Here is a 22,856-nt window from a genome sequence, read left to right as displayed (position 1 = left end):
GGACATAGCCGTAATCGGCGAGTTCCAGCGCCGCGCGGGCGTTCTGCTCGACGAGCAGGATCGAAACCCCGGTCCGCCGCAGCTCCGCGACGGTGCGGAAGATGTCCTTCACGATCAGGGGTGCGAGGCCGAGGCTCGGCTCGTCGAGCATGAGAAGCCGCGGGCGGCTCATCAGCGCCCGCGCCATGGCGAGCATCTGCCGCTCGCCGCCCGAGAGGGTGCCGGCGAGTTGGGCCCGGCGCTCCTGCAAGCGGGGGAAGAGCCGCCACATCTCCTCGAGCGTCCGTCCGAACTCGGCCGAGCCCCGGCGGCGGAAACCGCCGAGCCTGAGATTGTCCTCCACGCTCATCGTGACGAAGAGCTCGCGCTTCTCGGGCACGAGGCTCATGCCGTCCGCGACCCGCTGCTCGACGCGGCGGCCCTCCAGCGGCTGCCCGTCGAAGGCCGCCCGGCCGCGCGAGCGCAGCACGCCCATGATGGCGCCGAGAAGCGAGGTCTTGCCTGCCCCGTTCGGGCCGAGAATCGCGACGATGGAGCCCTGCGGCACCGCGAGCGAGACGTCCCGCACCGCTTCCACGCGGCCATAGGCGACGCAGAGTCTCTCGACGGAGAGGAGCGGCACGCTCATGCCGCGCTCCCGAGATAGGCTTCGAGCACCGCCGGGTTCCTCTGGATCTCGGCCGGGCGGCCCTGGGCGAGCTCCGCGCCGAAATTCATCACGACGAGCCGGTCCGTCAGCCCCATGACGAAATCCATGTCGTGCTCGACGAGCAGGATGGAGACCCCGCTGTCGCGCACCTTGCGCAGGAGATCGGCGAGCGCGACCTTCTCGTTGTGGCGCAGGCCCGCCGCCGGCTCGTCGAGCAGGAGGAGCACGGGGTCGAGGCACAGGGCGCGGGCGATCTCCACGAGCCGCTGCTGGCCGAGCGCGAGCTCGCTCGCGATCGCGTCCGCGTGCTCGGCGAGCCCCACCCGGGCGAGCTGGCGGTGGGCCTCGGCGAAGATCGCCGCCTCCTCCTCCCGGTCGAGCCGGAGCGCACCCCGGACCGCGCTGGCGCGGCCCAGGAGGTGGCGGCCGAGCGCCACGTTGTCGATCACGCTCATGCCGTGCACGAGCTTGACGTGCTGGAAGGTGCGGGCGACGCCGAGCCGGGCGATGCGGCGCGCCGGCCAGCCGGTGATGTCCTCGCCTCTCACCCTGACCTCGCCGGCGCTTGCCGCGAGCACGCCCGTGATCAGGTTGAAGCTCGTGGACTTGCCCGCGCCGTTCGGGCCGATGAGCCCGACGATCTCGCCCGCCCCGACCGAGAAGGAGACGTCGTTCACCGCGACGAGCCCGCCGAAGGTCTTGCGCAGCTTCGAGACGCGAAGGACGTCCTCTCCCTTCGGCGGCATCGCCCGGTGCGTGCCGGCCGATCCCGCCTCGAGGACCGTCGGGGGCCTGCGCCGCGTCTCGCCGAACAGCCGACGCACATGCGGCCACAGCCCCTCGGGGGCGAATTGCAGGATGAGGATCAGCACGACGCCGAAGACGATCGTCTCGAAGTTCCCCTGAGTCCCGATCAGGGCCGGCAGGATGTCCTGCAGCTTGTCGCGCACGACCGTGACCAGGCCGGCGCCGAGGATGGCGCCGCCGAGATGGCCGACGCCGCCGGCCACCGCCATCAGCAGGTAGTCGATCGAGACCGTGATGTTGAAGGGCGTCGGGTTGATGGCCCGCTGGAAATGCGCGTAGAGCCAGCCCGACACCGCCGCCAGCACGCCCGCGTAGACGAAGGCCAGGATGCGGGCGCGGCCCGTATCGACCCCGAAGGATTCCGCCGCGAGCGCCCCGCCGCGCAGCGCCCGGATGGAGCGTCCGACCCGTGAATCCAGCAGGTTGCGGGTCAGGACGTAGGCGGCGACCAGGAGCCCAAGCGCCAGGAAGTAGAATCTCGACCCATCCGACAAGTCGAAACCTGCCAGGGAGATAGGCGGGATTCCCGAGATTCCGTCGAAGCGCCTGAAGAAATCGAGCGAGCCGGCCAGGTAGAAGAAGCTGATGTTCCAGGCGATCGTCGCGACCGGCAGGTAGTGGCCCTTGAGCCGGAGCGTGATCGCCCCGATCCCCCATGCCAGCGCCCCCGCGATCAGGATCGCGACGGGCAGGGTCGCCAGCGCGTTCCAGCCGTAGCGGGTCGTCAGGATCGCGGTCGTATAGGCGCCGAATCCGACGAACATCGCCTGGCCGAAGGAGACGACGCCCGCCACGCCGGTCAGGACCACGATGCCGAGCGCCACGATGGCGGACATCGCGATATAGCTCGCGATGGTGATCCAGTAGGGCGGCACGCCCGGCAGGAAGGGGAGCGCGATCGCCGCGACGAGGACGGCAAGGCCGGCGATCCTGGCGGGCGAGTTCATTCCTCGTCCTCCAGGACCTGCGTGCCGTAGGAGCGCACGAGCAGGATCGGGACGATGATCATGAAGACGATCACCTCCTTCAGCTCGCTCGCCCAGAACGACGCGAAGGATTCGATGACCCCCACCAGGATCGCGGCGCCGGCCGCCAGCGGGTAGCTCACCAGCCCTCCGATGATCGCGGCCACGAAGCCCTTCAGGCCGATGATGAAGCCCGTGTCGTAGTAGATCGTGGTGAGCGGCGAGACGAGAATGCCGCCGAGCGCCCCGATGATGCCGGCCAGCGCGAAAGCGATGCGGCCGGAGAAGGCGGGCGAGATGCCGACGAGCCGCGCGCCCACCCGGTTCACGGCGGTCGCCCTGAGCGCCTTCCCGATCAGAGTGCGGTCGAAGAAGACGTAGAGGGCGAGGATCAGGACCAGCGTCACGCCGAGAACGGCCAGCGACTGGCCCGTGATGAAGAGCTGGCCGAGGGTGAAGCTCGCCTCCGACAGGGCCGTGGTGCGCGAGCCCTCCGCCCCGAAGAAGATGAGCGCCAGACCGACCAGCGCGAGGTGGAGAGCGACCGCCACGATCAGCAGCACGAGGACGCTCGCCTCGGCGATCGGCCGGAACACCGATTCGTAGAGATAGACCCCCATCGGGGCGACGACGAGCAGCGCGAGCAGGACCTGCACGATCTGCGGCGGCTTGTGCGGCGCGAGCCAGGTGACGAGCGCCGCGATCAGCGCCGGCACGACGACCGTCTCCAGCGCGATCCCGCCGAGCATCCGGGCCGAGAGATTCGCCCGCTCCGTCCAGAGGCGGCCGATCGCGCCCGCGATGCCGAGCACGACGAGCAGCGACACGGTCCCGGGAACCTTCCCGGCCTCGAAGGCCGCGAGCGTCAGCGCCCCGAAGGACACGAACTCGCCCACGGGCACGAAGATGACGCGGGTCACGGTGAAGACGAGGACGAGGGCGAGCGCGAGAAGCGCATAGATCGCCGCGTTCGTGACGCCGTCCTGGATCAGGATCAGACCGATGGAGAGGTCCAAATGGGGCCTCGGCGGAGCGTTTCCTTGAGGGGGCGGGAGCGGTCGCAGGGCGCCGCGGCTCGTTGGCGCCGCGCGGCTCCGGTGAACGGCCCCGCTTCTGGCGCCCGCGCCTCTTGCCCGCTCGATGCGAGGCGCGTCAAGCCAGCCGATCCACGACGTTAGGGTTACCGCAGGGTTAACGGGCCTCGCGGCCAGGTTGTAGCTTCCTGAGACATTCGCGGCCCGCTAAGCCTCCTCTGCGGCACGAAAGCGGGGCCTCGGCATGTACAAGTTCCTCAAGCGCAGCCTTCTCGGAGCCATGCTGGTTCTCGCCGTGCTGGCGATCGGCCGCGTGGCGGTCTCCTTCGCCATTGTCGCCGCCACCGTGAGCCAGACCCTGTCGGCCAATGGCGACCACACCTCCATCGCGCGCGTCGTGACGCAGGCCACGTCCGGCTTCTCCTCTCTCGCGGGCACGCTGAACCCGGGCTACCGGCGCACCATCAGCGTGCTGGACGTTCCGGCCGAGATCGAGTCCCGCCGCAAGGCGCGCGACGTCAAGGCTCAGCGCGGCGGACCGCTGATCCTGACGATCGGGGACTGACGGGGGAGCGCGCCGGGGTTCACGGCCGGCCCTCGGCCGGTGTAGGAGCTGCGCGTCGCTTCCGCGGAACGCTCCCGCTCCTCTCGGTCCAGCCGTGTGACGGCCAGCCCTCTTTCGCCGATTCTCGACCAGCTGCGGTGCGAGCCGTCCCGGATCTGGTCGATCGTCGTCACGGTCTATGGCGACGCGATCGTGCCGCGCGGCGGGTCGGTCTGGCTCGGCACGCTGGCCCGGTTCTTCGAGACGCTCGGGGTCGGCGAGGGTGCGGTCAGGACCGCGATGTCGCGGCTCGCCGCCGACGGCTGGCTCGTGCGGAACCGCGTCGGCCGGAACAGCTTCTACCGTCTCGCCGAGAAGGGCCGGGACACATTCGCGGCCGCCACCGAGCACATCTACAACCCGCCCGCCCTGCCCTGGTCCGGTGCCTTCGACCTCGCGATCCTGCCCCAGAACGGCGAGCGCGAGGCGGCCCGAACGGCCCTGCAGGAGGCAGGCTTCGGCTCGCCCTCGCCGGGCCTGTGGATCGCGCCGCAGGGAGCGGCGCTGCCCACCGGCGCTGCCGATGCCGTGCTGCGGCTCGCCGCCTCGACGGACCGCGAGACGGCCGCCCGGCTCGCGGCCTCCGCCTGGCCGCTCGCCCGCACGGCGGACGGCTACGCCCGCTTCCAGGCCCTGTTCGGCCCGCTCGCCGATTCCCTGAGAGGCGGACTGGCGCTTTCGGAGGCCGACAGCTTCGCGGCCCGGATCCTTCTCATCCACGCCTATCGTCGCGTGATCCTGCGCGACCCGATCCTGCCGGCTGCGCTGCTCCCGCCGGACTGGCCGGGCGCGGATGCCCGGCGGCTCTGCGGCACGATCTACCGCGCCGTGCTCGGCCCGTCGGAGGCGTGGCTCGACGAGAACGGGCTTTGCGAGACCGGGAAGCTCCCAGCGCCATGCCCCTCGCTCTTCCGGCGGTTCAGACAGGTCGCAGAAAAACGTTACGAGACGTCTTGAACCGATCGCCATTCTGTAACATATCCAGCTTCAGACAAGTCTGGGGAGACCGCATGTACACGCAGGCGCTGAATGCCGGTGCGGCGGAACGCGAGACGCCCTTCGTCGAGGACGCCGGGGCGGCGGCACGCTTCCAGGCGCGGATCGATGCCGAGGAGCGCATCGAACCGAACGACTGGATGCCCGCCGCCTACCGCAAGACGCTGACGCGGCAGATCTCGCAGCACGCCCATTCGGAGATCGTCGGCATGCTGCCGGAGGGCAACTGGATCACCCGGGCGCCGAGCTTGCGCCGCAAGGCCGCCCTGCTGGCCAAGGTGCAGGACGAGTGCGGCCACGGCCTCTATCTCTATGCCGCCGCCGAGACCCTCGGGACGAGCCGCGAAGAGATGGTCGACGCCCTGCTCGAGGGCCGTGCCAAGTATTCGTCGATCTTCAACTATCCGACGCTGACCTGGGCGGATATCGGGGCGATCGGCTGGCTGGTGGACGGCGCGGCGATCATGAACCAGATCCCGCTCTGCCGCTGCTCCTACGGACCCTATGCGCGCGCGATGATCCGCGTCTGCAAGGAGGAGAGCTTCCACCAGCGCCAGGGCTACGAGATCATGCTGACGCTGTGCCGCGGCACGCCCGAGCAGAAGGCGATGGCGCAGGACGCGCTGAACCGCTGGTGGTGGCCGTGCCTGATGATGTTCGGTCCGCCCGACAGCCAGAGCCAGCACTCGGACCAGTCGACGAAGTGGAAGATCAAGCGCTTCTCGAACGACGAGCTGCGCCAGAAATTCGTCGATGCGACCGTACCGCAGGGCCATTATCTCGGCCTGACCTTCCCGGACCCGGATCTCCGCTTCAACGAGGAGACCGGCCACTGGGAGTTCGGCGAGATCGACTGGGACGAGTTCAGGCAGGTCCTGGCCGGCAACGGGCCGTGCAACCGCGAGCGCCTGGCCGCCCGCCGCAAGGCGCACGAGGACGGCGCCTGGGTTCGGGATGCCGCCGCGGCCTATGCCGAGAAGCGTCGGGCGCGCACGGAGATGAAGGTGGCGGCGTAGGTTCGATGGCCCTACCCTAACCGCGTGTTTTTCGGCCGTCCCTGAGGAGTGGTCGTGAGCGTCGAATCGAGGCCTGCGCCGACCCCGACGAGCAACCTCGTCCTGCGACAGCTCCAGGGCGTCCGTCGCGAGCTCGAAGCCGTGCTGGAGCGCCATGATAGAACTCAGCAGCTGGTCGTTCGGCTCGACCAGCACATGGACGCGCGCTTTCAGCAGGTGGAGGCTCGGTTCGCCGAGATCAGGACCGCGATCGCCGAGATCCGGTCCGATGCGATACTGCAGCAAAACCGCCTGTTGGCCCGTCATAACGAAATCCTCGACGTTCTGCGCCGGCTGGACGCCGCCGGGATGCCCGACGAGCCGGGCGACGAGGACTGACGACAAGCGATCCGTCGGGACGGCCGGGCAAGCTCGGCTCTGACGAGGAGTAGACAGATGCCCACACCCAAGACGCCGCTCTGGGAGGTGTTCATACGCTCCCGCAACGGCCTCGCGCACAAGCATGTCGGCTCGCTGCACGCGCCGGACGCCACCATGGCGCTCCAGGCGGCGCGCGACCTCTACACGCGGCGCGGCGAGGGCCTGTCGATCTGGGTCGTGCCGTCAGCCGCGATCACGGCCTCGGACCCGGCCGACAAGGGCATGATGTTCGAGCCGGCGGAATCGAAGGTCTACCGCCATCCCACCTTCTACGAGGTGCCGGAGGAAGTCGGTCATATGTGACGACGCGAAGCGTCGTCATCCCCGGCGGCTGCGCAGCAGTCGGGAAGGGGATCTCGATGGTGCAAGTGGATCCCTTTCCCGTCCGCTTCGCTCCGGCCGGGGATGACAAAGCGGATGCAGCGACGGTGACTACGCCGACCAACTCCCCCCTCGCCCTCTACGCGCTGCGGCGCGCCGACGACGCGCTCATCCTGGGCCACCGCCTGTCCGAGTGGTGCGGGCACGCGCCGATGCTCGAGGAGGAGATGGCGCTCGCCAATATCGGCCTCGACCTCATCGGCCAGGCGCGCTCCCTCTACCAATACGCGGCCGAGCTCCGGGCCGACGGCTCCGACGAGGACAAGCTCGCCTATCTGCGCGACGCGCCGGCCTACCGGAACCTGCTTCTCGTCGAGCTGCCGAACGGCGATTTCGCCCGCACGATCCTGCGCGTCTTCTTCTATTCGGCTTTCGCGGACCCGTTCTGGCAGGCGATGATGCGTTCGGCCGACGAGCGGCTCGCCGCCATCGCGGCGAAGTCGGAGAAGGAGAGCGCCTATCACCTGCGCCACTCCGCCGAATGGGTGATCCGGCTCGGGGACGGGACCGAGGAGAGCCATCGCCGGGCGCAGGAGGCCGTCGACTATCTCTGGCCCTATACGGGCGAGATGTTCGAGGCCGACGCCTCCGATCGCGAGCTGATCGCGGCAGGGATCGCGGTGGACCCGGAGAGCCTCCGCGACGCATGGGCGAAGACCGTGTCCGACGTCCTGGCGGAGGCGACGCTCGTGCAGCCGGCCGCCGGCTGGATGCAGTCCGGCGGCCGCAGCGGCCGGCATTCCGAGCATCTCGGGCACCTGCTCGCCGAGATGCAGTTCCTCCAGCGCGCCTATCCGGGAGCGACGTGGTGAGCGGGGCCGGAGCAGGCGGGCGCGACGTCGGGCATCTTCCCTCCCCCTTGCGGGGAGGGTGGCCCGAGCGGAGCGGAGGGTCGGGTGGGGGTCGGGACAGCGTCGCGTCACCTCCGACCACCCCCACCCCTTTCCCCTCCCCAAAAGGGGGAGGGGAAAGCGGAGCCGCCACGCCCGGTCCTGATACCCTGAAACAGCGTGCCCTCGCGGCCGTCTCCGAAGTCTGCGACCCGGAAATTCCCGTCCTCACCATCGCAGATCTCGGTGTGCTGCGCGGCGTCGAGGCGGTGGACGGGCGGGTCGAAGTCACGATCACGCCGACCTATTCCGGCTGCCCGGCCATGAACATGATGGCCCTCGAGATCGAACTCGCGCTCGCGCGCGCCGGGATCTCGGACGCGACGATCCGGACGGTGCTGCATCCCGCCTGGACGACGGACTGGATGAGCGAGGAAGGCCGCCGCAAGCTCCGGGATTACGGCATCGCGCCGCCCTCCCCGGCCTCCGGCCGGCGCGCGCTCTTCGGCCGGGAGGTGGTCGCCTGCCCGCGCTGCGGCTCGGAAGACACCGAGCGCCTCGCCGAGTTCGGCTCGACCTCCTGCAAGGCCCTGTGGCGCTGCCGGTCCTGCCGCGAACCTTTCGACTATTTCAAATGCCATTAGCCGCTCCTCGACGCGCTCCCTCTCCCCGTCGGGGTGAGGGGGTCGCGCCCTCTCCGGACGGCGTGGCGGCTCCCCCTCACCCTGCCCTCTCCCCGGCGGGGAGAGGGTTCCCCGCGCTCAACCGTCATGCGGGACAAAGAGCATGACCCCGCCCCGCTTCCACCGCCTGACGATCCGGGAGGTCCGCCGCGAGACGCCGGAGGCCGTGTCGATCGCCTTCGACATCCCGCCCGAGCTCGAGCCGGACTACGCCTGGGAGCCCGGCCAGTACCTGACGCTCCGCACGACGCTCGATGGGGAGGAGGTCCGGCGCTCCTATTCGATCTGCTCGGGTCCCGAGGAGGGCGAACTCCGGATCGGCGTGAAGCGCGTCGAGAACGGCGTCTTCTCGAGCTTCGCCAACGAGGCGCTCCGGCCCGGCCACGCGATCGACGTGATGACCCCGACCGGCCGGTTCGGGCAGATCGCGCCGGCGGCGGAGGGCCGCACCTATGCGGGTTTCGCGGCCGGGTCCGGCATCACGCCGATCCTGTCGATCGTCCGGGGAATTCTGGCGCGCGAGCCGGAGAGCCGCTTCTTCCTGTTCTACGGCAACCGGTCGATGACCGACATGCTGTTCCGGACGGCGCTCGAGGAGCTGAAGGACCGCTATCTCGGCCGCTTCTCGGTCTTTCACGTGCTCAGCCAGGAGGAGCAGGACATCCCGGTCCTCAACGGCCGTCTCGATGCCGAGAAGACGAAGCTTCTCCTGACCCATCTCGTCCCGGCTGCTGCGGTCGACCACGTCTTCATCTGCGGCCCGCTCGGCATGAGCGAGGCGGTCGAGGAGGCCTGCCGCGAGCTCGGCCTGCCGCCCGACCGCATCCATGTCGAGCGCTTCGTGTCCGAGTTCGGCGGCCGGGCGCACCCGAAGCCGCCGGCCCCGGCGCCGGACGCCCCGTCCCGAACGGCCTCGCTGATCGTCGACGGCAAGCGACGCGACGTGCCGGTCCGGGACGGCGAGACGGTGCTCGAGGCGGCTTTGCGGGCCGGGATGGACCTGCCCTATGCCTGCAAGGGCGGGATGTGCTCCACCTGCCGGGCGAAGGTCGTCGAGGGCGAGGTCGCGATGGATCTCAACTACTCGCTCGAGCCCTGGGAGACGCAGGCGGGCTTCGTCCTGACCTGCCAGTCGCACCCGAAGACGGACCGGGTCGTGATCGATTACGATCAGATGTGATCTCGCGCCGCTGTCATCCCGGGCGCGGTGCAGCATGCAATGCTGCTCCGCCGACCCGGGACCCACGACCGGGTGGAGACGGCTGGACGCGAGCTTGAACGTGGGTTCCGGGTTCTCGCCTGCGGCGAGCCCCGGAGTGACAGAAAGGGAGGGAAAACATGGCGCTGGGAAAGCCGGCCCTGAATCTGGTGAGCGAGCCGGAGCTCGATCCGGCCGAGCGCATGAGCCGCGACGAGCTCGCGGCGCTGCAGCGCGACAGGCTGCGCGCGACCCTGTCCCGCGCCTACGAGAACGTGCCGCATTACCGGACGAGCTTCGACCAGGCCGGCGTGCATCCGTCCGACCTGAAGGACCTTTCGGATCTCGCCAAGTTCCCGTTTCTGGTGAAGACGGACCTGCGCGACAATTACCCGTTCGGCCTCTTCGCCGTCCCGCGGGAGCGGCTGCTGCGCCTGCACGCCTCCTCGGGCACCACGGGCAAGCCCATCGTCGTGGGCTACACGCGCAACGACCTCGACGTCTGGGCCGAGGTGATGGCGCGCTCGCTCCGCCTCGCAGGTGCCAGGCCCGGCGAGCTGATCCACAACGCCTATGGCTACGGCCTCTTCACCGGCGGGCTCGGCATCCACCAGGGCGCGGAGAAGCTCGGGCTCACGGTCGTGCCGATCTCGGGCGGGATGACGGAGCGGCAGGTCCAGCTCATCTGCGACTTCCGGCCGGACATCATCACGGTCACGCCGAGCTACATGCTGGCGATCCTGGACGAATTCCGGCGCCAGAACGTCGATCCGCGGGACAGCTCGCTGAAGGTCGGCATCTTCGGCGCCGAGCCCTGGACGAACGCCATGCGGGCCGAGATCGAGGACGCCTTCCGGATGGATGCGGTCGACATCTACGGCCTGTCGGAGGTGATCGGGCCCGGGGTCAGCCAGGAGAGCGTCGAGACGAAGGACGGTCTGCACATCTGGGAGGACCATTTCTATCCCGAGATCATCGATCCGCAGACGGGGGCGGTCCTCCCGGACGGGGAGTTCGGCGAGCTCGTCTTCACCTCCCTCACCAAGGAGGCCTTCCCGATCGTGCGCTACCGGACGCGCGATCTGACGCGGCTCCTCCCCGGCACGGCCCGCCCGTCCATGCGGCGCATGGAGAAGGTGACCGGCCGTTCGGACGACATGATCATCCTGCGCGGCGTGAACGTCTTCCCCACCCAGATCGAGGAGGCCCTGCTCGCCTGCGACTGGTGCGCCGGTCATTTCCAGATCGAGCTGACGCGCGAAGGCCGCATGGACGAGATGACCATCGTCGCGGAGGCCCGGCACAATTCCTGGGACTCGGCGTCGCTCGATTACCATGCCGAGAAGCTCGCCTCCCAGATCAAGGGGACGATCGGCATCACGGCGCGCGTGTCCATCCGGCCACCGGGCACGCTCGAGCGCTCGATGGGCAAGGCGAAGCGCGTGATCGACAGGCGCCCGCGCTGAAGAAGGCCGGGAGGCTGGGCCTCCCGGCAGACGCTCACATGTTCTGCTGTTGACGGCGCATCATCCGCTGATGCTCGCGGCGCTCCCGCGCGGTCATCCGGCGGTTCATGTGCGGTTCTTCCATGGCCTCGGCACCGGCCGCCATCCCGGCACCCACGCCGGCGACCGCGCCGCCGACCGCGCCCACGGCCGCTCCGGCCGCCATGCCCGGGACCATGAAGGGATTTGGCGCCATCGCGTCAGGGCGCACCCCGCCGCCGGGAGGACAGGGAACGAACTGGCCGTTCATCACGCAGGATTGCGCGCCGGCCGGCGGCATCATCGGGTCGCCCATCGTCTGGGCCGAAGCGGGCGCGAGCGCCGCGAGCGAGAGCGCGGCCGTCGCGAAAACAAGTCCTCTCATGTCACGCCTCCGTGGAAGGTTACGCCCCGACAACGCTCCGGGCGGAGATGGTTCCTTCACGAAGGGTGCGGCGAACGGCCGGCCGCTACTCCACCCAGCGCCCGCCGATCGTCCGCGAATGGCCGCGGAACTCCGCGATCACCTCGCCTCCGACCGAGACCTGGACGTCGTAGATGCCCGAGCGTCCGGTGCGCGACACCTCGTGCGCGGAGGCGACGAGCCGGTCGCCGCGCCGCCCCGGGCGGATGAACGTGATGGCGCAATGCTGCGCGACGGCACGGTCGCCGTGACTGTTGCAGGCGAAGGCGAAGGCCGAATCCGCCAGCGTGAAGATGAAGCCGCCATGCGCCGTGTCATGGCCGTTCGTCATCGCGGCCGTGACCTCCATGGCCATCAGCGCGTAGCCCGGGCCGATATCGAGGAGCTGCATGCCCAGCCCGGCGCTGGCGGGGTCGTTCGCCCACATCGCGTCGGCGGATGCGCGCGCGATGGCGTCGGGATCCGGGCCTTCCGCCTCGAGCTCCGGCCCCTCGTCGAGCTCCTCCGTCATGCGCCCTGCCCCGTGAACCGCGCCGGCCGCTTCTCCGCGAAGGCGGCGATGCCCTCGGCATAGTCCGGCATTCCGGCGGCGGCCTCCTGCAGTTCCGCCTCGAGGTCGAGCTGGGCGTCGAGCGTGTTGCTCGCCGAGGCGAGGAGCGCCCGCTTGATCAGCCCGAGCGCCGCGGTCGGCTGCGTCGCGAGATGGGCAAGAAGCTTTTCCGCCTCGCTCGCCAGTTCCTCGTCGTCGACCGCGCGCCAGATCATGCCCCAGCTCTCCGCCTGCTCGGCCGAGACCGCCTCACCCGTCAGGGCGAGCGCCCGCGCCCGGGCCTCGCCGACGAGCCGCGGCAGGAACCAGGTCCCGCCGGAATCGGGGACGAGCGCGATCTTCGCGAAGGCCTGGATGAACTTCGCCCGCCGCGCGGCCAGGACGATGTCGCAGGCGAAGGCGAGATTCGCGCCTGCCCCCGCCGCGACGCCGTTGACGGCGCAGACGACCGGCTTCGGCAGGGCACGGATGCGGCGGATGAGCGGGTTGTAATGCTCCCGGAGGAGATCGCCCACGGCAGAAGGCTCGCTGCCGATCTCTTCGAGATCCTGCCCGGCGCAGAAGCCGCGGCCGGCCCCCGTCAGCAGCACGGCGCGGCAGGTCTCGTCGGCCGCCGCCTCGTCCAGGGCCGCCGCGAGCTGGCGGTGGAGCTCGACCGTGAAGGAATTCAGTTTCTCGGGCCGGTTGAGCGTGATCTTGCGCCAGCCCTCCCGCATGTCGACCAGAACAGGCCCGTCCACCCGACCCTCCCGCTTGCGCCTCGATCTTCTGCCGTCCGCCTATCTGCGATCACGGGGCGCAACAAGTCCGGTCCCGGAGCGGCACGGCTCGAAAGCCCGTTCTGGCAGGCGCTCGAGCGCGTGCGCCCCCGCCACCAGCGAAGGAGCCGGGCCGCCTTGAGCTCCAGCCAGAGCGCGGAGCGTCCGACCGGCCCGCGCAGGAACGGGACATCCTGCGCGATCAGCAGCAGTCCGAGCGGCAGGAACTCGATCCCGACGACGGGCAGGAACCAGAACAGGCTCGATACGATGAAGGCGAGCCCGAGCGGGATGCGCCACCAGCGGGAGCTCGGGTGGCGCACGCGGCCGACGACGCGTCCGAGCCAGCCGGGAACATGCCGCTGGAGCACGTCGAAGGCCCGGTCCAGGTCTCGCTGTCCGTCCCGGGTCATGGCTGTGCAACCCGGACCCCCGTTCCGGGTTTCGCCCCTGCCGGAAGCCCGCCCGGCCGCGCCTCCGCTCCGTCCGTCTCGGTCGGCTCGGGGCGTTGCCCATAGGATGGCGCGGCGGCTAGGCTCCCGGCCGATCCCGCCTACAGGAGCGCATGGCTCAACTCTTCACCCCTCGGGCCACCGTGCGCTTCAGGGCCGCGATCATCCTCGTCCTGGCCGGCGGCCTGGCGATCGGGGCGCTCCTGTTCTTCTGGGCGAGGTCGGACCCGGCCTGGAACCTGGGCAAGCCCGCGAAGCAGCCGATCCCGTTTCAGCACAGCCTCCATGCCGGAACGCTCGGCATCGACTGTCGCTACTGCCACTCGACCGTCGAGCGCGCCGCCGCGGCCGGGATGCCGAGCGCCGCCGCCTGCCTCACCTGCCATTCCGAGATCTGGCAGGGCGCGAGCCTTCTCGAGCCCGTCCGGACCAGCGCCGCGCTCGATATCCCGATACCCTGGCTCTCCGTGCACCGGCTCCCCGCCTACGCATATTTCCACCACGGCATCCACGTCTCGGCCGGCGTCGCCTGCGAGAGCTGCCACGGGCGTGTCGACACCATGCGCGAGACCGTGAAGACGCAGACGCTCTCCATGGGATGGTGCCTCGATTGCCACCGCGACCCGGCGGGGCGGATCCGCCCCCAGGACGCCGTCTTCTCGATGGGCTGGACCCCGCACGACAGCTCGGCGCCGGAGGAGGTCAAGGCCTTCTACCGCGAGGCGCGCAGCCGGCTGACGGATTGCTCGACATGCCACCGCTGATCGACGGCCCTCCCCGCGGGCAACGCGACCTCGAGGAACTGGCCGACGCGGCCGAGGGGCGTCGCCTCGTTGCGCAGGTTTTCCCCGACATAGCCCAAGCGGGACCGGTGGACCGGCGCACGCTGCTGCAGCTCGTCGCCGCCTCTCTGGCCGCGCTCGGGATGGCGGGCTGCGACGACAGCCGGGACGGATCCGGGCATGCGCCGCTGCTCTCGCAGCCGCGCCGCACGCCCGGTCTGGCTCCCGGCGAGCCCGTCGTGTTCGCGACGACCCTCGAGCTCGACGGATACGGGCGCGGGGTGCTGGCAACCGCCGTCGACGGGCGGGCGATCAGGATCGACGGCAATCCGCTCCACCCCGCGAGCCTCGGCGCCGCGGATGTCTTCGCACAGGCGGAGATCCTGGCGCTCTACGATCCGGACCGCTCCCACGGACCGGTCGAGAAGGGCGAGCCGCGCAATCCGGCACAGGCGCAGGCCGAACTGGCGCGCTGGCGCGAGGCGCTCCTCGCCGCGTCCGGCCGCGGCACGGCCCTCCTGGTGGAGCCGAGCGCCTCGCCGACGCTCCGCCGATTGCTCGCCAGCCTCAGGCTCGCCTCTCCGGAGATCGCTCTCTACGCTCATGCGCCGCTGGTCGGAGATCAGGCGGCACGGGGCGCCGAACGGGCTTTCGGGCGGGCGGCCGACATCGTCTGCGACCTCGCCCATGCCGATGTCGTGCTGGCGGTCGGCGGCGACCTCTTCGGAACGGGGCCGGGCCACCTGCGCCATGCCATGGACTGGTCGGCGCGCCGGCGCGCGGCCGAGCGTCCCCTGCCCCGCCTGTTCTGCGTCGAGACCGCCCCGAGCCTCGCAGGCGCGCGCGCGGACCGGCGGATCGCGCTCCGCCCGAGCGGGATCGCGCCTTTCCTCGGGGCGGTCTTCTCCGGACTGGACGGGCAGGGTTCGCCGGACGCCCACCCGGCCGCCGTCGCGATGGCCGAGGCGCTGCGGCAGGCCGGCCCGGCAGGGCTGGTGACGGTCGGGCCGGAGCAGCCCCCCGAAATCCATGCGCTCGCGCATGCGATCAATCTGCGGCTCGGGGCCTTCGGACGCACCGTCCGGGCGATCGCGCCGGTTCTCTCCCGCGACCTCGGCTCGATCGCCGCGCTCGCGGAGGCGATCGCGGCCGGGCGGGTCTCCCGGCTCGCCATCCTGGGCGGCAACCCGGCCTACGACGCCCCGGCCGACCTCGAATTCGTCGCGCTCCTTCGGCGCGTGCCCGAGACGCTCCACCTCGGCCTCGCCCGGGACGAGACGGCGGCCCTGTGCCGATGGCATCTTCCTGCCGCGCATCCGCTCGAGAGCTTTGGAGATTCCCGCGCCTTCGACGGCACGATCTCCTTCCGGCAACCGGCCGTGCGGCGGGACGGCTTCCGCCTGTCGGCCGAGGAGGTGCTCGGCGCGTTTCTCGGCGACGGGTTCGGCGAGCGCGAGCGGCTGGCCGCAACATGGCGGAGCGCCTGGGGCGACGATTCCCCGCAGCGCTTCGAGGCCGCCCTCGCGGCGGGGGTGGTCGAGGGAAGCGCGGCGGAGCCGGTGAAGGTGACGCTCTCGCCGGATTGGGACCGGCAGGACAAGGCGCCGGCCCCGGGCGAGGTCGATATCGTCTTCGCGCCCGATCCGTGCCTGCATGACGGGCGCTACGCCAATAGCGGCTGGCTGCAGGAACTGCCGAAGCCGCTCACCAAGCAGGTCTGGGGCAACGCCGCCCTGATCGGGCCCGACACGGCGAAGAAGCTGGGCCTGGAGAGAGGCGACCATATCGAGGTCGGCCTTGCCGGGCGGGTGCTGCGATGCCCGGTCTGGCCGCTGCGCGGCCATGCCGAAGGCGCCCTGACCCTGCCGCTCGGCTATGGCCGGCGGGCGGCCGGGCGCGTCGGCACCGGCATCGGCTTCGATGCCTTCCGGATCCGCGGATCACAGGATCCCTGGATCTCGGCCGGGACCCTGTCGAAGGCAGCGGGGCGGGACGAACTCACCACGACCCAGCATCACGCCTCGATGGAGGGACGGCAGATCGTGCGCACGGTCGACGACCGCGACGCCGATCTGCAGGACCGGCCGCCGGAGGCTTCCCTCTATCCGGCCTGGCCCCCCGGCCGGCATGCCTGGGGCATGGCGATCGACCTCGACGCCTGCATCGGCTGCAACGCCTGCGTGATCGCCTGCCAATCGGAGAACAACATCCCCGTGGTCGGACCCGAGGAGGCCGCCCGGGGCCGGGAGATGCACTGGCTGCGCGTCGACGGGTACGAGGTAGGGGACCCGTCCGCCCCCGCGACCGCGTTCCAGCCGGTCCCGTGCATGCATTGCGAGAACGCGCCGTGCGAGGTCGTGTGCCCGGTCAACGCCACCGTCCATTCGTCGGAGGGGTTGAACGACATGGTCTACAATCGCTGCATCGGCACCCGGACCTGCTCGAACAACTGCCCCTACAAGGTGCGCCGGTTCAACTTCAGCAATCCCCGAAGCGGGCCCTATGCGACGCCCGAGGAGGCCCACAACCCGCAGGTCACCGTGCGCAGCCGCGGCGTGATGGAGAAGTGCACCTTCTGCGTCCAGCGCATCGCGGCGGCCCGGATCGCGGCCCGCATGGAGGACCGACCGATCCGCGACGGCGAGATCACGACCGCCTGCGCCAGCGTGTGCCCCACCCGCGCGATCGTGTTCGGCGACCTCGCCGACGCGGAGAGCGCGGTGTCCCGGGCGCGGGGGAGCGGCCGCAACTACGCGCTCCTCGGCGAACTCAACACGCGGCCGCGCACCACCTATCTGGCTCGCGTCGTTCCGGGCGGTGACGGGCCGTGAGCGGGGAAGCCGGGACCGCCCCTGCCGCCAGGCGGATCGCGGATGCGCCGCTCTCGCCGCGCTTCGGGCCGCTCTGGCGCCTGTCGCTCGGGCTCTCCGGGCTGCTGATCCTGACGCTCGCCGTGACGCTCGGTGCCTCCTGGCTGCGCGGGGTGGGCGTCTGGGGCGTCAACATCCCCTTCGTCTGGGGCTTCGACCTCATCAACTATGCCTGGTGGATCGGCGTCGCGAACGGCGCCTCGCTCTTCGCCGCGATCCTCGTCTTGCGCCGGCACGACCTGCGCACGGCCGTGAACCGCTTCGCGGAGGGGGCGGCCCTGATGGCGGTCCTCTGCGCGGCGATGTTCCCCATCATCCATCTCGGGCGGCCGTGGCTGTTCTACTGGACCTTCCCCTACCCCGCGACCTTCCAGGTCTGGCCGCAATTCCGCTCGACGCTCACCTGGGATTTCTGGGCGATCTCCACCCACGCGGTCATCACGTCGCTGCTCTGGTATGTGGGCCTGATCCCCGACCTCGCGACGCTCCGCGACCGTGCGCGCTCGCTCCGTGCCGCGCGCGTCTACGGCATCCTGGCGCTCGGCTGGCGCTTCTCGCTCCGGCAATGGGCCTATCATCAGGTGGCCTACCGCACGGCCGCGATCCTGGTCCTACCGCTGATCCTGGTGATGCAGTCCACCGTCGCCTTCGAGTTCGCCTCGACGCTCGTGCCGGGCTGGCACGACACGCGGCTGCCGCTGCAGTTCGTGGCCTCCGGCCTCACGCAGGGGCTCGCCACGGTTCTCCTCGTCGCCGCAATCCTCCGCCGCTCGCTCGAGCTCGGCTTCGTCATCGACGAGGAGGACATGGACCTTCTCGGCAAGCTCGTCCTCGCGAGCGGCCTCGTGGCCGGCTACCTGTTCCTCGACGAGATCCTGGCCGCCTTCCTGGCGGAGCCGGTCCGGCGCGAGGCCATGCTCAACCGCTGGACCGGCCCCTATGCGGGCTACGCCGCCGCCGCGGCCCTCCTCGCCGTGCTGGTGCCCCAGCTCCTCTGGAAGCGGTCGCTCCGGACCGGCCTGCTCGTTCCCGTCCTCGCCGGGATCGGCGTGAATGCCGGGGTGTGGTGCGACCGCTTCTCGCTGCTGATCGGTGGCCTGCAGAAGGATTACCTGCCCTCGATGTGGCGGAGCTACACGCCCACCCTCGTGGAGACCGGCCTCCTGGCCGGCACGATCGGGCTCTTCGCCGCGCTGCTCCTCCTCTTCGCGCGCTTCCTGCCGGTCGTCTCCATGTTCGAGGCGCGCCACGACGAGCATATGGAGCAGGCCTGATGGCGGCGCCGCTCCACGGCCTCATGGCCGAGTTCGCCGACCACGAGGCGCTGAGCCGCGCCGTCGAGGCGACGCGGGCTGCCGGCTATGGCCGGCTCGACGTCTACGCCCCGTTCCCGATGCGCGACCTCGCCCGCTCCCTCGGCTTCCACCCGCGCATCCTGCCCTGGATCGCGCTTCTAGCGGGAGCGTTCGGGGCCGCGCTGCAATACGGTTCGCAGTACTGGATGAACGCGGTCGACTACCCGCTGAATGTCGGCGGGCGGCCGCTCCATGCCTGGCCGGCCTTCCTCCCGGCGACCATCATCGTGGCCATCCTCTGGGCGGGCGGCGCGACGCTGATCGGCACCCTCCTGATCCTGCGCCTGCCGCGGCTCCACCACCCGGTCTTCGCCGCCGAAGGCTTCGAGCGCGCCTCGCAGGACCGGTTCTTCCTCGTCGTCCGGGCCGACGATCCGCTCTTCGACGCCGCCGCGACGGCGCGCTTCCTGGCCGCTCTCGCGCCGCGGCGCGTGCAGGAGGTTTCCGCGTGAGGGCGGTGCTCGCGTCCGGTCTCCTCGCCCTGCTTGCCGCCGCTTGCGACAGCGGCACGGAGGAGCGGCCGGGCACGGCCGCGACCCGCGCCGCGATGCGGCCGTCCGGCACCCTGCCGGAAGGCTCCGTGCCGCGTCCCTTCCCCGGCGCGTCGACGGACAGGCCGGCGGCGTCGCCCGCCCTGCTGGCGCGCGGGCGCGTCGCCTATGGCGCATTCTGCGCACCCTGCCATGGCGCGAGCGGAGGCGGCGACGGGTCGGTCGTGCAGCGCGGCTTCCCGGCTCCGCCGCCCTTCGCGAGCCTCGATGAGGCGGCGCGCGCGCCGGCCCGGATCGTGGACGTCATCCGCCATGGACACGGCCGGATGCGGCCGATGGCCGAGCAGGTCGGGAATGCGGATTCCTGGTCGATCGCCGAGCATGTCTCGCGCATGGGGACAGAACCGTGAGCGGGACCGATCAGGGGCGGGCGGGCCCGGTCTCCTGGGCGCGGGTCGCGATCATCGTCGCCTGCGGGGCGGCGGCCTCGGCCTTGGGCTTCCTGCTCCCGTCCGGGCTGGCCCTGGAGGCCTGGTTCCTCGCCTTCGTGACCGGCAGCGGCCTCGCGGTCGGCAGCCTCGGCGTGCTGATGCTCGGCCACATCCTCGGCGAGCACTGGCTCGACCCGGTCCGTTCGGAAGCGGAGGCTGCCGCGAGGACCGTCCCGCTCCTCGCGCTCTTCGCCCTGCCGCTCTCGGCCCGGCTTCCGGAGCTCTATCCCTGGCTCGCCGACCCGGATACCGCGGGACTGGGCGAGCTCCGCCGGGCCGTGCTGCTGCCCGACATGATCGTCCTCCGCGCGGCTCTCTATCTCACGGTCTGGTCCGCGCTCGCCTATTGGATCACGGGCACGCGCCACCCCTGGCGCGCGAGCGCCATCGGTCTTGCGCTTCTGGCGCTGACAGCCATGGCCGCGGCGGGGGACTGGATCATGGCGCGCGAGCCGCGCTGGCAATCCGGGCTCTTCCCCTTCGCGTTCGTGCTGACGCAGCTCCTCGCGGCGCTGGCCGGCGGCATCTTCCTGTCTCTCCTGCGCGGCGAAAGCCCCGCGAGCCACCGGATGGTCAGCCTGGAGCGCGCGCTGGTCACGCTCATGCTGCTGGCGATCTGGACGTGGTTCGCGCAGTTCCTGGTGGTCTGGCTGGCCAACCTCCCGGGCGAAGCCGCATGGTATCTCCGCCGCGCGGGCTCCTGGCTCCTGCCGCTCGGGGCGGCGGCCGCGGCCCTCGGCCTCGCCCTCGTGCTCCTGATCCCGGCCGGCGTCGGGCGCTGGAGAATGCTGGCCGGGAGCGCCCTCAGCCTCGTGGCCTACGGGCTCAAGATGCTGTGGCTCCTGCGCCCCGCCGCCCTGGAACCGGCGCTCACCCTCTGGGACCTTCTCGTCCCGCCCGGCCTCGCGATCCTCTGGGGGCTCTGGTTCGCGGCCGCCCACCGCCGGCGTCCGACCTTCCACAGCGAACGCCACGGAGAGGAGGCGCCCGCCTCCGGCTAGCCCAGTTCCTCCCCGAGCACCTCGCGCGCCCAGCGGAAGGCGCCGTTCGCGGCCGGGACGCCGGCATAGACCGCGCATTGCTTGAGCAGGGCGCGCAGCTCCTCGACCGTGACCCCGTTCCGGAGGGCGGGGCGGAGGTGGAGCTTGAACTCCTCCTCCTTGCCGAGCGCGAGGGTGAGCGAGAGCACGATCATCGAGCGCGTCTTCCAGGGCAGCGTGTCGTCGCCCCAGATCTCGCCCCAGGCGTAGCGGGTGATGAAATCCTGCCACGGGCCCGCGAAGGCGCCGGCATTCCTCAGCGAGCGCTCGACATGCTCGGCGCCGAGCACGGTCTTGCGGTTCTCGAGCCCCGCCTCGAAATCGCCCTGCCGGTCGCCGGGCACGGGCATCGGCTCCCGCTCCCCGGCCATGCCGCCGCGCAGAAAGCGCGCGATATGGGCCGTCAGCGCCTCGGCGCGCTCCACCGCGATCAGATGCGCGGCGTCCGGGACGACGGCGAATTCCGCGCCCGGAACGAGAGAGGCGATCTCCTCCCCCATGGCGACGGGGGTCGCCGGGTCCTGCGCGCCGGAGACGACGAGAGTCGGGGCCCGGATCGAGCCGATGCGCGGCCTGAGGTCCATCCGGCCGATGGCGAGGCAGCAATTCGCATAACCCTGCGGGTCGATGCTCTCCAGGAGAATGCGCCGGGTCGCGAGCGCGCCCTGGCTCGCCTGCTCGGGCGGCGTGAACCAGCGCTGGATCACGTTGTCGGCGAGGGCCGCCATGCCCTTGGCGCGCACGATCTCCGCGCGCTCCTGCCACAGCGTCTCGGGCGGCAGATAGGCGGCTGTCGCGACCAGCACCAGACGGTCGACCTTCTCGGGATGGAGCACGGCGAGCGCCTGGCCCGTCATGCCGCCGAGCGACAGCCCGACGACGTGGGCGCGTGCGATGCCGAGCCCGTCGAGGAGGCCGTTCAGGTCTTCCGCAAGGTCGTCGACCGAGAAGCCGGGAGGGGTCGTCTCCGAGCGGCCGTGGCCGCGGGTGTCGTAGCGCAGGCAGCGGAACTCGCCCGAGAGCGCCCTTTCCTGCGCATCCCACATCTCCAGCCTCGTCCCGAGCGAGTTGGAGAAGGCGATGACGGGCGCACCGTCCGGGCCCGACAGCTCGTAGAAGAGCTCGACGCCGTTCGCACGGATCTTCGGCATGAATGTAGGACTCCCTAGGCGCGCTGCAGCGCTTCTCTCGTCTTCGATATCTCGGCAAGCGCCCGATCGACCCATGGCGCAGCCGCCCTGACCGAAGGCATCGGATCGAAGGCGGCGTCCAGCCTCTCCGGGCCGAGCACGGCCATCGCCTCCGCATCCTCCGCGAGGATCTCGCGCAGGCTCCGGCCCGTTTCGCGCACCTGCGCGGCGGCTCGTTCGAGCTTATCGTGCGCCGCCCCGCCGCCGAGCTTGGCCGAGAGCTTCGCCGCGACGGCATCCGCGAAGAGGAGCCCCCGCGTCGCATCGAGATTGCTCAACATGCGCCCGGGATCGGGCACGATGCCGTCCGCAAGACGCCGGGCTTCGGCGAGCGCGCCCGACGCCATGCCGAAGAGGCTCGGCAGAAGGTGCCATTCGGCATGCCAGGCTCCCGCCGGACGCTCGTGCTCGGACGCCATGGCGGCGAAGAGCATGGCCGCGAAGCCGGGCGCGGCACCATGCGCGGACAGGATCACGGTCGCCGAGACCGGGTTGCGCTTGTGCGGCATGGCGGAGGAACCGCCGCGGCCGGGAAGGTGCGGCTCGGCAGCCTCGCCGACCTCCGTCGAGGCGAGGTCGACGATGTCCGTCGCCATCTTGGCGAGCGCGCCGATCAGGATGGCGAGCCAGGCGGCCGTGCCGGCGATCCCGGCCCGCCGCGTGTGCCAGGCGATCGGCGCGGAGGCGAGACCGAGCTCGGCCGCAACCGCATCGGACACGTCCGGCCCGTTCTCCTTCAGGGCCGACAGGGTCCCGACCGGGCCCGAAAGCGAGACGCGCAGCACGCGACGCCGCACATCGGGAAGTTCGGCTGCAACCTCCGCGATCCCGGCCGCCCAGACCGCGACCTTGAAGCCGAAGCTCGTCGGCTGCGCCTGCTGGCGGTAGCTGCGCCCCACACAGGGCGTCTCCCTGTGCTCCGCGGCAAGCCGGGCGAGGGCCGCCAGGACGGCGTCGAGTTCGGCCGCGACGAGATCGAAGGCCCGGGCGAGCTGGAGCACGAGCGCGGTGTCCAGAATGTCCTGCGTGGTCGCGCCCTTGTGGAAGGCGGGCTCCAGCTCCTTCGGCAGGCGCCGCCTGACCGCGCCGACGAAGGGGATCGTCGGAACGCCTGCCAGCGCCGTCGCCTCCCCGAGCTCGGCGAGGTCGAAGCTCTCGGGGCCGATCGCCTCGATCGCGGGCGCCAGCGCCTCGGGCACGAGGCCCAGCCGGGCCTCGGCCCGCGCCAGCGCCGCCTCGACGCGCAGCATGGCGGCCAGCCTCGCCCGGTCGGAGAAGACCTCCCGCATCCCGGCCGTCGCGAAGAGCGGGCCGACCAGTTCGGAATCGAGCGCCGAGAAGGTCATCGAGAGCCGCCCTTAGCAGCCCGCCACAGGCCGGTCGACA

23 protein-coding genes and 1 pseudogene are annotated in these 22,856 nt (G+C 71.0%); 15 read left to right on the top strand and 9 right to left on the bottom strand.

The window, feature by feature from the left end; all coding sequences use genetic code 11:
* Window positions 1-133: 133 nt before the first annotated feature.
* The 3 genes and pseudogenes from HJG44_RS04900 to HJG44_RS04890 all read right to left on the bottom strand — a co-directional run.
* Window positions 134-628: pseudogene (locus HJG44_RS04900) on the bottom strand (ABC transporter ATP-binding protein); the annotation flags it as partial.
* Window positions 625-2,403: a branched-chain amino acid ABC transporter ATP-binding protein/permease gene (locus tag HJG44_RS04895; RefSeq protein WP_171217159.1), complete on the bottom strand. Its 1,779-nt coding sequence runs from the start codon at window positions 2,401-2,403 to the stop codon at window positions 625-627. The pseudogene HJG44_RS04900 and the gene HJG44_RS04895, both read right to left, overlap by 4 nt.
* A complete protein-coding gene (locus tag HJG44_RS04890) occupies window positions 2,400-3,437 on the bottom strand; it encodes a branched-chain amino acid ABC transporter permease (protein ID WP_171217158.1) in 1,038 nt (345 codons plus the stop codon). The genes HJG44_RS04895 and HJG44_RS04890 overlap by 4 nt, the downstream gene beginning before the upstream one ends.
* Before the next feature lie 262 nt (window positions 3,438-3,699).
* Here HJG44_RS04890 and HJG44_RS04885 point away from each other — a divergent pair, with 262 nt between their 5' ends.
* The 9 genes from HJG44_RS04885 to paaK all read left to right on the top strand — a co-directional run bounded on the left by HJG44_RS04885 (window position 3,700) and on the right by paaK (window position 11,049).
* Complete coding sequence (locus HJG44_RS04885; RefSeq protein ID WP_171217157.1) at window positions 3,700-4,020, top strand: hypothetical protein; 321 nt, start codon at window positions 3,700-3,702, stop codon at window positions 4,018-4,020.
* 96 nt (window positions 4,021-4,116) lie between these two features.
* Complete coding sequence (gene paaX, locus HJG44_RS04880) at window positions 4,117-5,016, top strand: phenylacetic acid degradation operon negative regulatory protein PaaX (RefSeq protein ID WP_171217156.1); 900 nt, start codon at window positions 4,117-4,119, stop codon at window positions 5,014-5,016.
* Window positions 5,017-5,069: 53 nt separating this feature from the next.
* The gene (gene paaA, locus HJG44_RS04875; protein ID WP_171217155.1) at window positions 5,070-6,071 is read left to right on the top strand and encodes a 1,2-phenylacetyl-CoA epoxidase subunit PaaA; all 1,002 of its coding nucleotides are present in this window, start codon (window positions 5,070-5,072) and stop codon (window positions 6,069-6,071) included.
* A 54-nt stretch (window positions 6,072-6,125) separates the two neighbouring features.
* A complete protein-coding gene (locus HJG44_RS04870) occupies window positions 6,126-6,449 on the top strand; it encodes a hypothetical protein (RefSeq protein ID WP_210260902.1) in 324 nt (107 codons plus the stop codon).
* Window positions 6,450-6,506: 57 nt separating this feature from the next.
* Window positions 6,507-6,794: a 1,2-phenylacetyl-CoA epoxidase subunit PaaB gene (gene paaB, locus HJG44_RS04865; RefSeq protein WP_171217153.1), complete on the top strand. Its 288-nt coding sequence runs from the start codon at window positions 6,507-6,509 to the stop codon at window positions 6,792-6,794.
* Window positions 6,795-6,919: 125 nt separating this feature from the next.
* Window positions 6,920-7,684: a 1,2-phenylacetyl-CoA epoxidase subunit PaaC gene (gene paaC, locus HJG44_RS04860; protein ID WP_346767087.1), complete on the top strand. Its 765-nt coding sequence runs from the start codon at window positions 6,920-6,922 to the stop codon at window positions 7,682-7,684.
* Between the two features lie 188 nt (window positions 7,685-7,872).
* Window positions 7,873-8,346 carry a 1,2-phenylacetyl-CoA epoxidase subunit PaaD gene (paaD, locus tag HJG44_RS04855; RefSeq protein WP_171217326.1) on the top strand — a complete coding sequence of 158 codons (474 nt, stop codon included), beginning with the start codon at window positions 7,873-7,875 and terminating at the stop codon, window positions 8,344-8,346.
* A 142-nt stretch (window positions 8,347-8,488) separates the two neighbouring features.
* Window positions 8,489-9,565 carry a 1,2-phenylacetyl-CoA epoxidase subunit PaaE gene (paaE, locus tag HJG44_RS04850; RefSeq protein ID WP_171217152.1) on the top strand — a complete coding sequence of 359 codons (1,077 nt, stop codon included), beginning with the start codon at window positions 8,489-8,491 and terminating at the stop codon, window positions 9,563-9,565.
* Between the two features lie 158 nt (window positions 9,566-9,723).
* Window positions 9,724-11,049, top strand: coding sequence for a phenylacetate--CoA ligase PaaK (gene paaK / locus HJG44_RS04845; RefSeq protein ID WP_171217151.1), 1,326 nt, complete (start codon window positions 9,724-9,726; stop codon window positions 11,047-11,049).
* Window positions 11,050-11,083: 34 nt separating this feature from the next.
* Here paaK and HJG44_RS04840 read toward each other — a convergent pair whose 3' ends face one another.
* The 4 genes from HJG44_RS04840 to HJG44_RS23295 form a co-directional block, all read right to left on the bottom strand.
* Entirely contained in the window at window positions 11,084-11,452 is a 369-nt protein-coding gene (locus tag HJG44_RS04840; protein ID WP_171217150.1) for a hypothetical protein, read from the bottom strand.
* Window positions 11,453-11,537: 85 nt separating this feature from the next.
* Window positions 11,538-12,002 carry a hydroxyphenylacetyl-CoA thioesterase PaaI gene (gene paaI, locus HJG44_RS04835; protein ID WP_171217149.1) on the bottom strand — a complete coding sequence of 155 codons (465 nt, stop codon included), beginning with the start codon at window positions 12,000-12,002 and terminating at the stop codon, window positions 11,538-11,540.
* Window positions 11,999-12,757 (bottom strand): 2-(1,2-epoxy-1,2-dihydrophenyl)acetyl-CoA isomerase PaaG, encoded by a 759-nt coding sequence (gene paaG, locus HJG44_RS04830; protein WP_171217325.1) that lies wholly within the window; start codon window positions 12,755-12,757, stop codon window positions 11,999-12,001. The genes paaI and paaG overlap by 4 nt, the downstream gene beginning before the upstream one ends.
* Window positions 12,709-13,212, bottom strand: a complete 504-nt coding sequence (locus HJG44_RS23295; protein ID WP_174873165.1) for a hypothetical protein — start codon at window positions 13,210-13,212, stop codon at window positions 12,709-12,711. The genes paaG and HJG44_RS23295 overlap by 49 nt, the downstream gene beginning before the upstream one ends.
* Before the next feature lie 152 nt (window positions 13,213-13,364).
* Between HJG44_RS23295 and HJG44_RS04820 the strand changes: the two genes are divergently transcribed.
* Genes HJG44_RS04820 through HJG44_RS04795 form a run of 6 tightly spaced genes read left to right on the top strand, consistent with a single transcriptional unit; the run spans window position 13,365 to window position 20,241 of the window.
* The gene (locus tag HJG44_RS04820) at window positions 13,365-14,015 is read left to right on the top strand and encodes a cytochrome c3 family protein (RefSeq protein WP_171217148.1); all 651 of its coding nucleotides are present in this window, start codon (window positions 13,365-13,367) and stop codon (window positions 14,013-14,015) included.
* Window positions 14,003-16,864, top strand: a complete 2,862-nt coding sequence (locus HJG44_RS04815) for a Fe-S-cluster-containing hydrogenase (RefSeq protein ID WP_171217147.1) — start codon at window positions 14,003-14,005, stop codon at window positions 16,862-16,864. The genes HJG44_RS04820 and HJG44_RS04815 overlap by 13 nt, the downstream gene beginning before the upstream one ends.
* Window positions 16,861-18,177: an NrfD/PsrC family molybdoenzyme membrane anchor subunit gene (gene nrfD, locus HJG44_RS04810; RefSeq protein WP_171217146.1), complete on the top strand. Its 1,317-nt coding sequence runs from the start codon at window positions 16,861-16,863 to the stop codon at window positions 18,175-18,177. Before HJG44_RS04815 ends, nrfD begins: the two co-directional genes overlap by 4 nt.
* Complete coding sequence (locus tag HJG44_RS04805) at window positions 18,177-18,710, top strand: DUF3341 domain-containing protein (RefSeq protein WP_171217145.1); 534 nt, start codon at window positions 18,177-18,179, stop codon at window positions 18,708-18,710. The genes nrfD and HJG44_RS04805 overlap by 1 nt, the downstream gene beginning before the upstream one ends.
* Window positions 18,707-19,159 carry a c-type cytochrome gene (locus tag HJG44_RS04800; RefSeq protein WP_174873163.1) on the top strand — a complete coding sequence of 151 codons (453 nt, stop codon included), beginning with the start codon at window positions 18,707-18,709 and terminating at the stop codon, window positions 19,157-19,159. Before HJG44_RS04805 ends, HJG44_RS04800 begins: the two co-directional genes overlap by 4 nt.
* The gene (locus HJG44_RS04795) at window positions 19,156-20,241 is read left to right on the top strand and encodes a hypothetical protein (protein WP_171217144.1); all 1,086 of its coding nucleotides are present in this window, start codon (window positions 19,156-19,158) and stop codon (window positions 20,239-20,241) included. The genes HJG44_RS04800 and HJG44_RS04795 overlap by 4 nt, the downstream gene beginning before the upstream one ends.
* Here HJG44_RS04795 and pcaDC read toward each other — a convergent pair.
* Together pcaDC and HJG44_RS04785 are read right to left on the bottom strand one after the other, a co-directional pair.
* Window positions 20,238-21,431, bottom strand: coding sequence for a bifunctional 3-oxoadipate enol-lactonase/4-carboxymuconolactone decarboxylase PcaDC (gene pcaDC, locus HJG44_RS04790; RefSeq protein WP_171217143.1), 1,194 nt, complete (start codon window positions 21,429-21,431; stop codon window positions 20,238-20,240). The genes HJG44_RS04795 and pcaDC overlap by 4 nt on opposite strands.
* Before the next feature lie 14 nt (window positions 21,432-21,445).
* The gene (locus HJG44_RS04785) at window positions 21,446-22,816 is read right to left on the bottom strand and encodes a class-II fumarase/aspartase family protein (protein ID WP_171217142.1); all 1,371 of its coding nucleotides are present in this window, start codon (window positions 22,814-22,816) and stop codon (window positions 21,446-21,448) included.
* Window positions 22,817-22,856: the final 40 nt, after the last annotated feature.

Origin of the sequence: Enterovirga aerilata (assembly GCF_013044135.1) — a bacterium.
Taxonomy (GTDB): domain Bacteria; phylum Pseudomonadota; class Alphaproteobacteria; order Rhizobiales; family Beijerinckiaceae; genus Enterovirga; species Enterovirga aerilata.
The sequence above is the reverse complement of the archived record's forward strand: the minus strand, read 5'-3'. Positions and strand labels throughout refer to the sequence as shown.

Coding starts and splice junctions, on each gene's coding strand:
- HJG44_RS04895 (WP_171217159.1), bottom strand. CDS start 2,403: ATGAACTCGCCCGCCAGGATCGCCGGCCTTGCCGTCCTCGTCGCGGCG.
- HJG44_RS04885 (WP_171217157.1), top strand. CDS start 3,700: ATGTACAAGTTCCTCAAGCGCAGCCTTCTCGGAGCCATGCTGGTTCTC.
- paaA (WP_171217155.1), top strand. CDS start 5,070: ATGTACACGCAGGCGCTGAATGCCGGTGCGGCGGAACGCGAGACGCCC.
- paaB (WP_171217153.1), top strand. CDS start 6,507: ATGCCCACACCCAAGACGCCGCTCTGGGAGGTGTTCATACGCTCCCGC.
- paaE (WP_171217152.1), top strand. CDS start 8,489: ATGACCCCGCCCCGCTTCCACCGCCTGACGATCCGGGAGGTCCGCCGC.
- paaK (WP_171217151.1), top strand. CDS start 9,724: ATGGCGCTGGGAAAGCCGGCCCTGAATCTGGTGAGCGAGCCGGAGCTC.
- HJG44_RS04840 (WP_171217150.1), bottom strand. CDS start 11,452: ATGAGAGGACTTGTTTTCGCGACGGCCGCGCTCTCGCTCGCGGCGCTC.
- paaI (WP_171217149.1), bottom strand. CDS start 12,002: ATGACGGAGGAGCTCGACGAGGGGCCGGAGCTCGAGGCGGAAGGCCCG.
- paaG (WP_171217325.1), bottom strand. CDS start 12,757: ATGCGGGAGGGCTGGCGCAAGATCACGCTCAACCGGCCCGAGAAACTG.
- HJG44_RS23295 (WP_174873165.1), bottom strand. CDS start 13,212: ATGACCCGGGACGGACAGCGAGACCTGGACCGGGCCTTCGACGTGCTC.
- HJG44_RS04820 (WP_171217148.1), top strand. CDS start 13,365: ATGGCTCAACTCTTCACCCCTCGGGCCACCGTGCGCTTCAGGGCCGCG.
- HJG44_RS04815 (WP_171217147.1), top strand. CDS start 14,003: ATGCCACCGCTGATCGACGGCCCTCCCCGCGGGCAACGCGACCTCGAG.
- HJG44_RS04805 (WP_171217145.1), top strand. CDS start 18,177: ATGGCGGCGCCGCTCCACGGCCTCATGGCCGAGTTCGCCGACCACGAG.
- pcaDC (WP_171217143.1), bottom strand. CDS start 21,431: ATGCCGAAGATCCGTGCGAACGGCGTCGAGCTCTTCTACGAGCTGTCG.
- HJG44_RS04785 (WP_171217142.1), bottom strand. CDS start 22,816: ATGACCTTCTCGGCGCTCGATTCCGAACTGGTCGGCCCGCTCTTCGCG.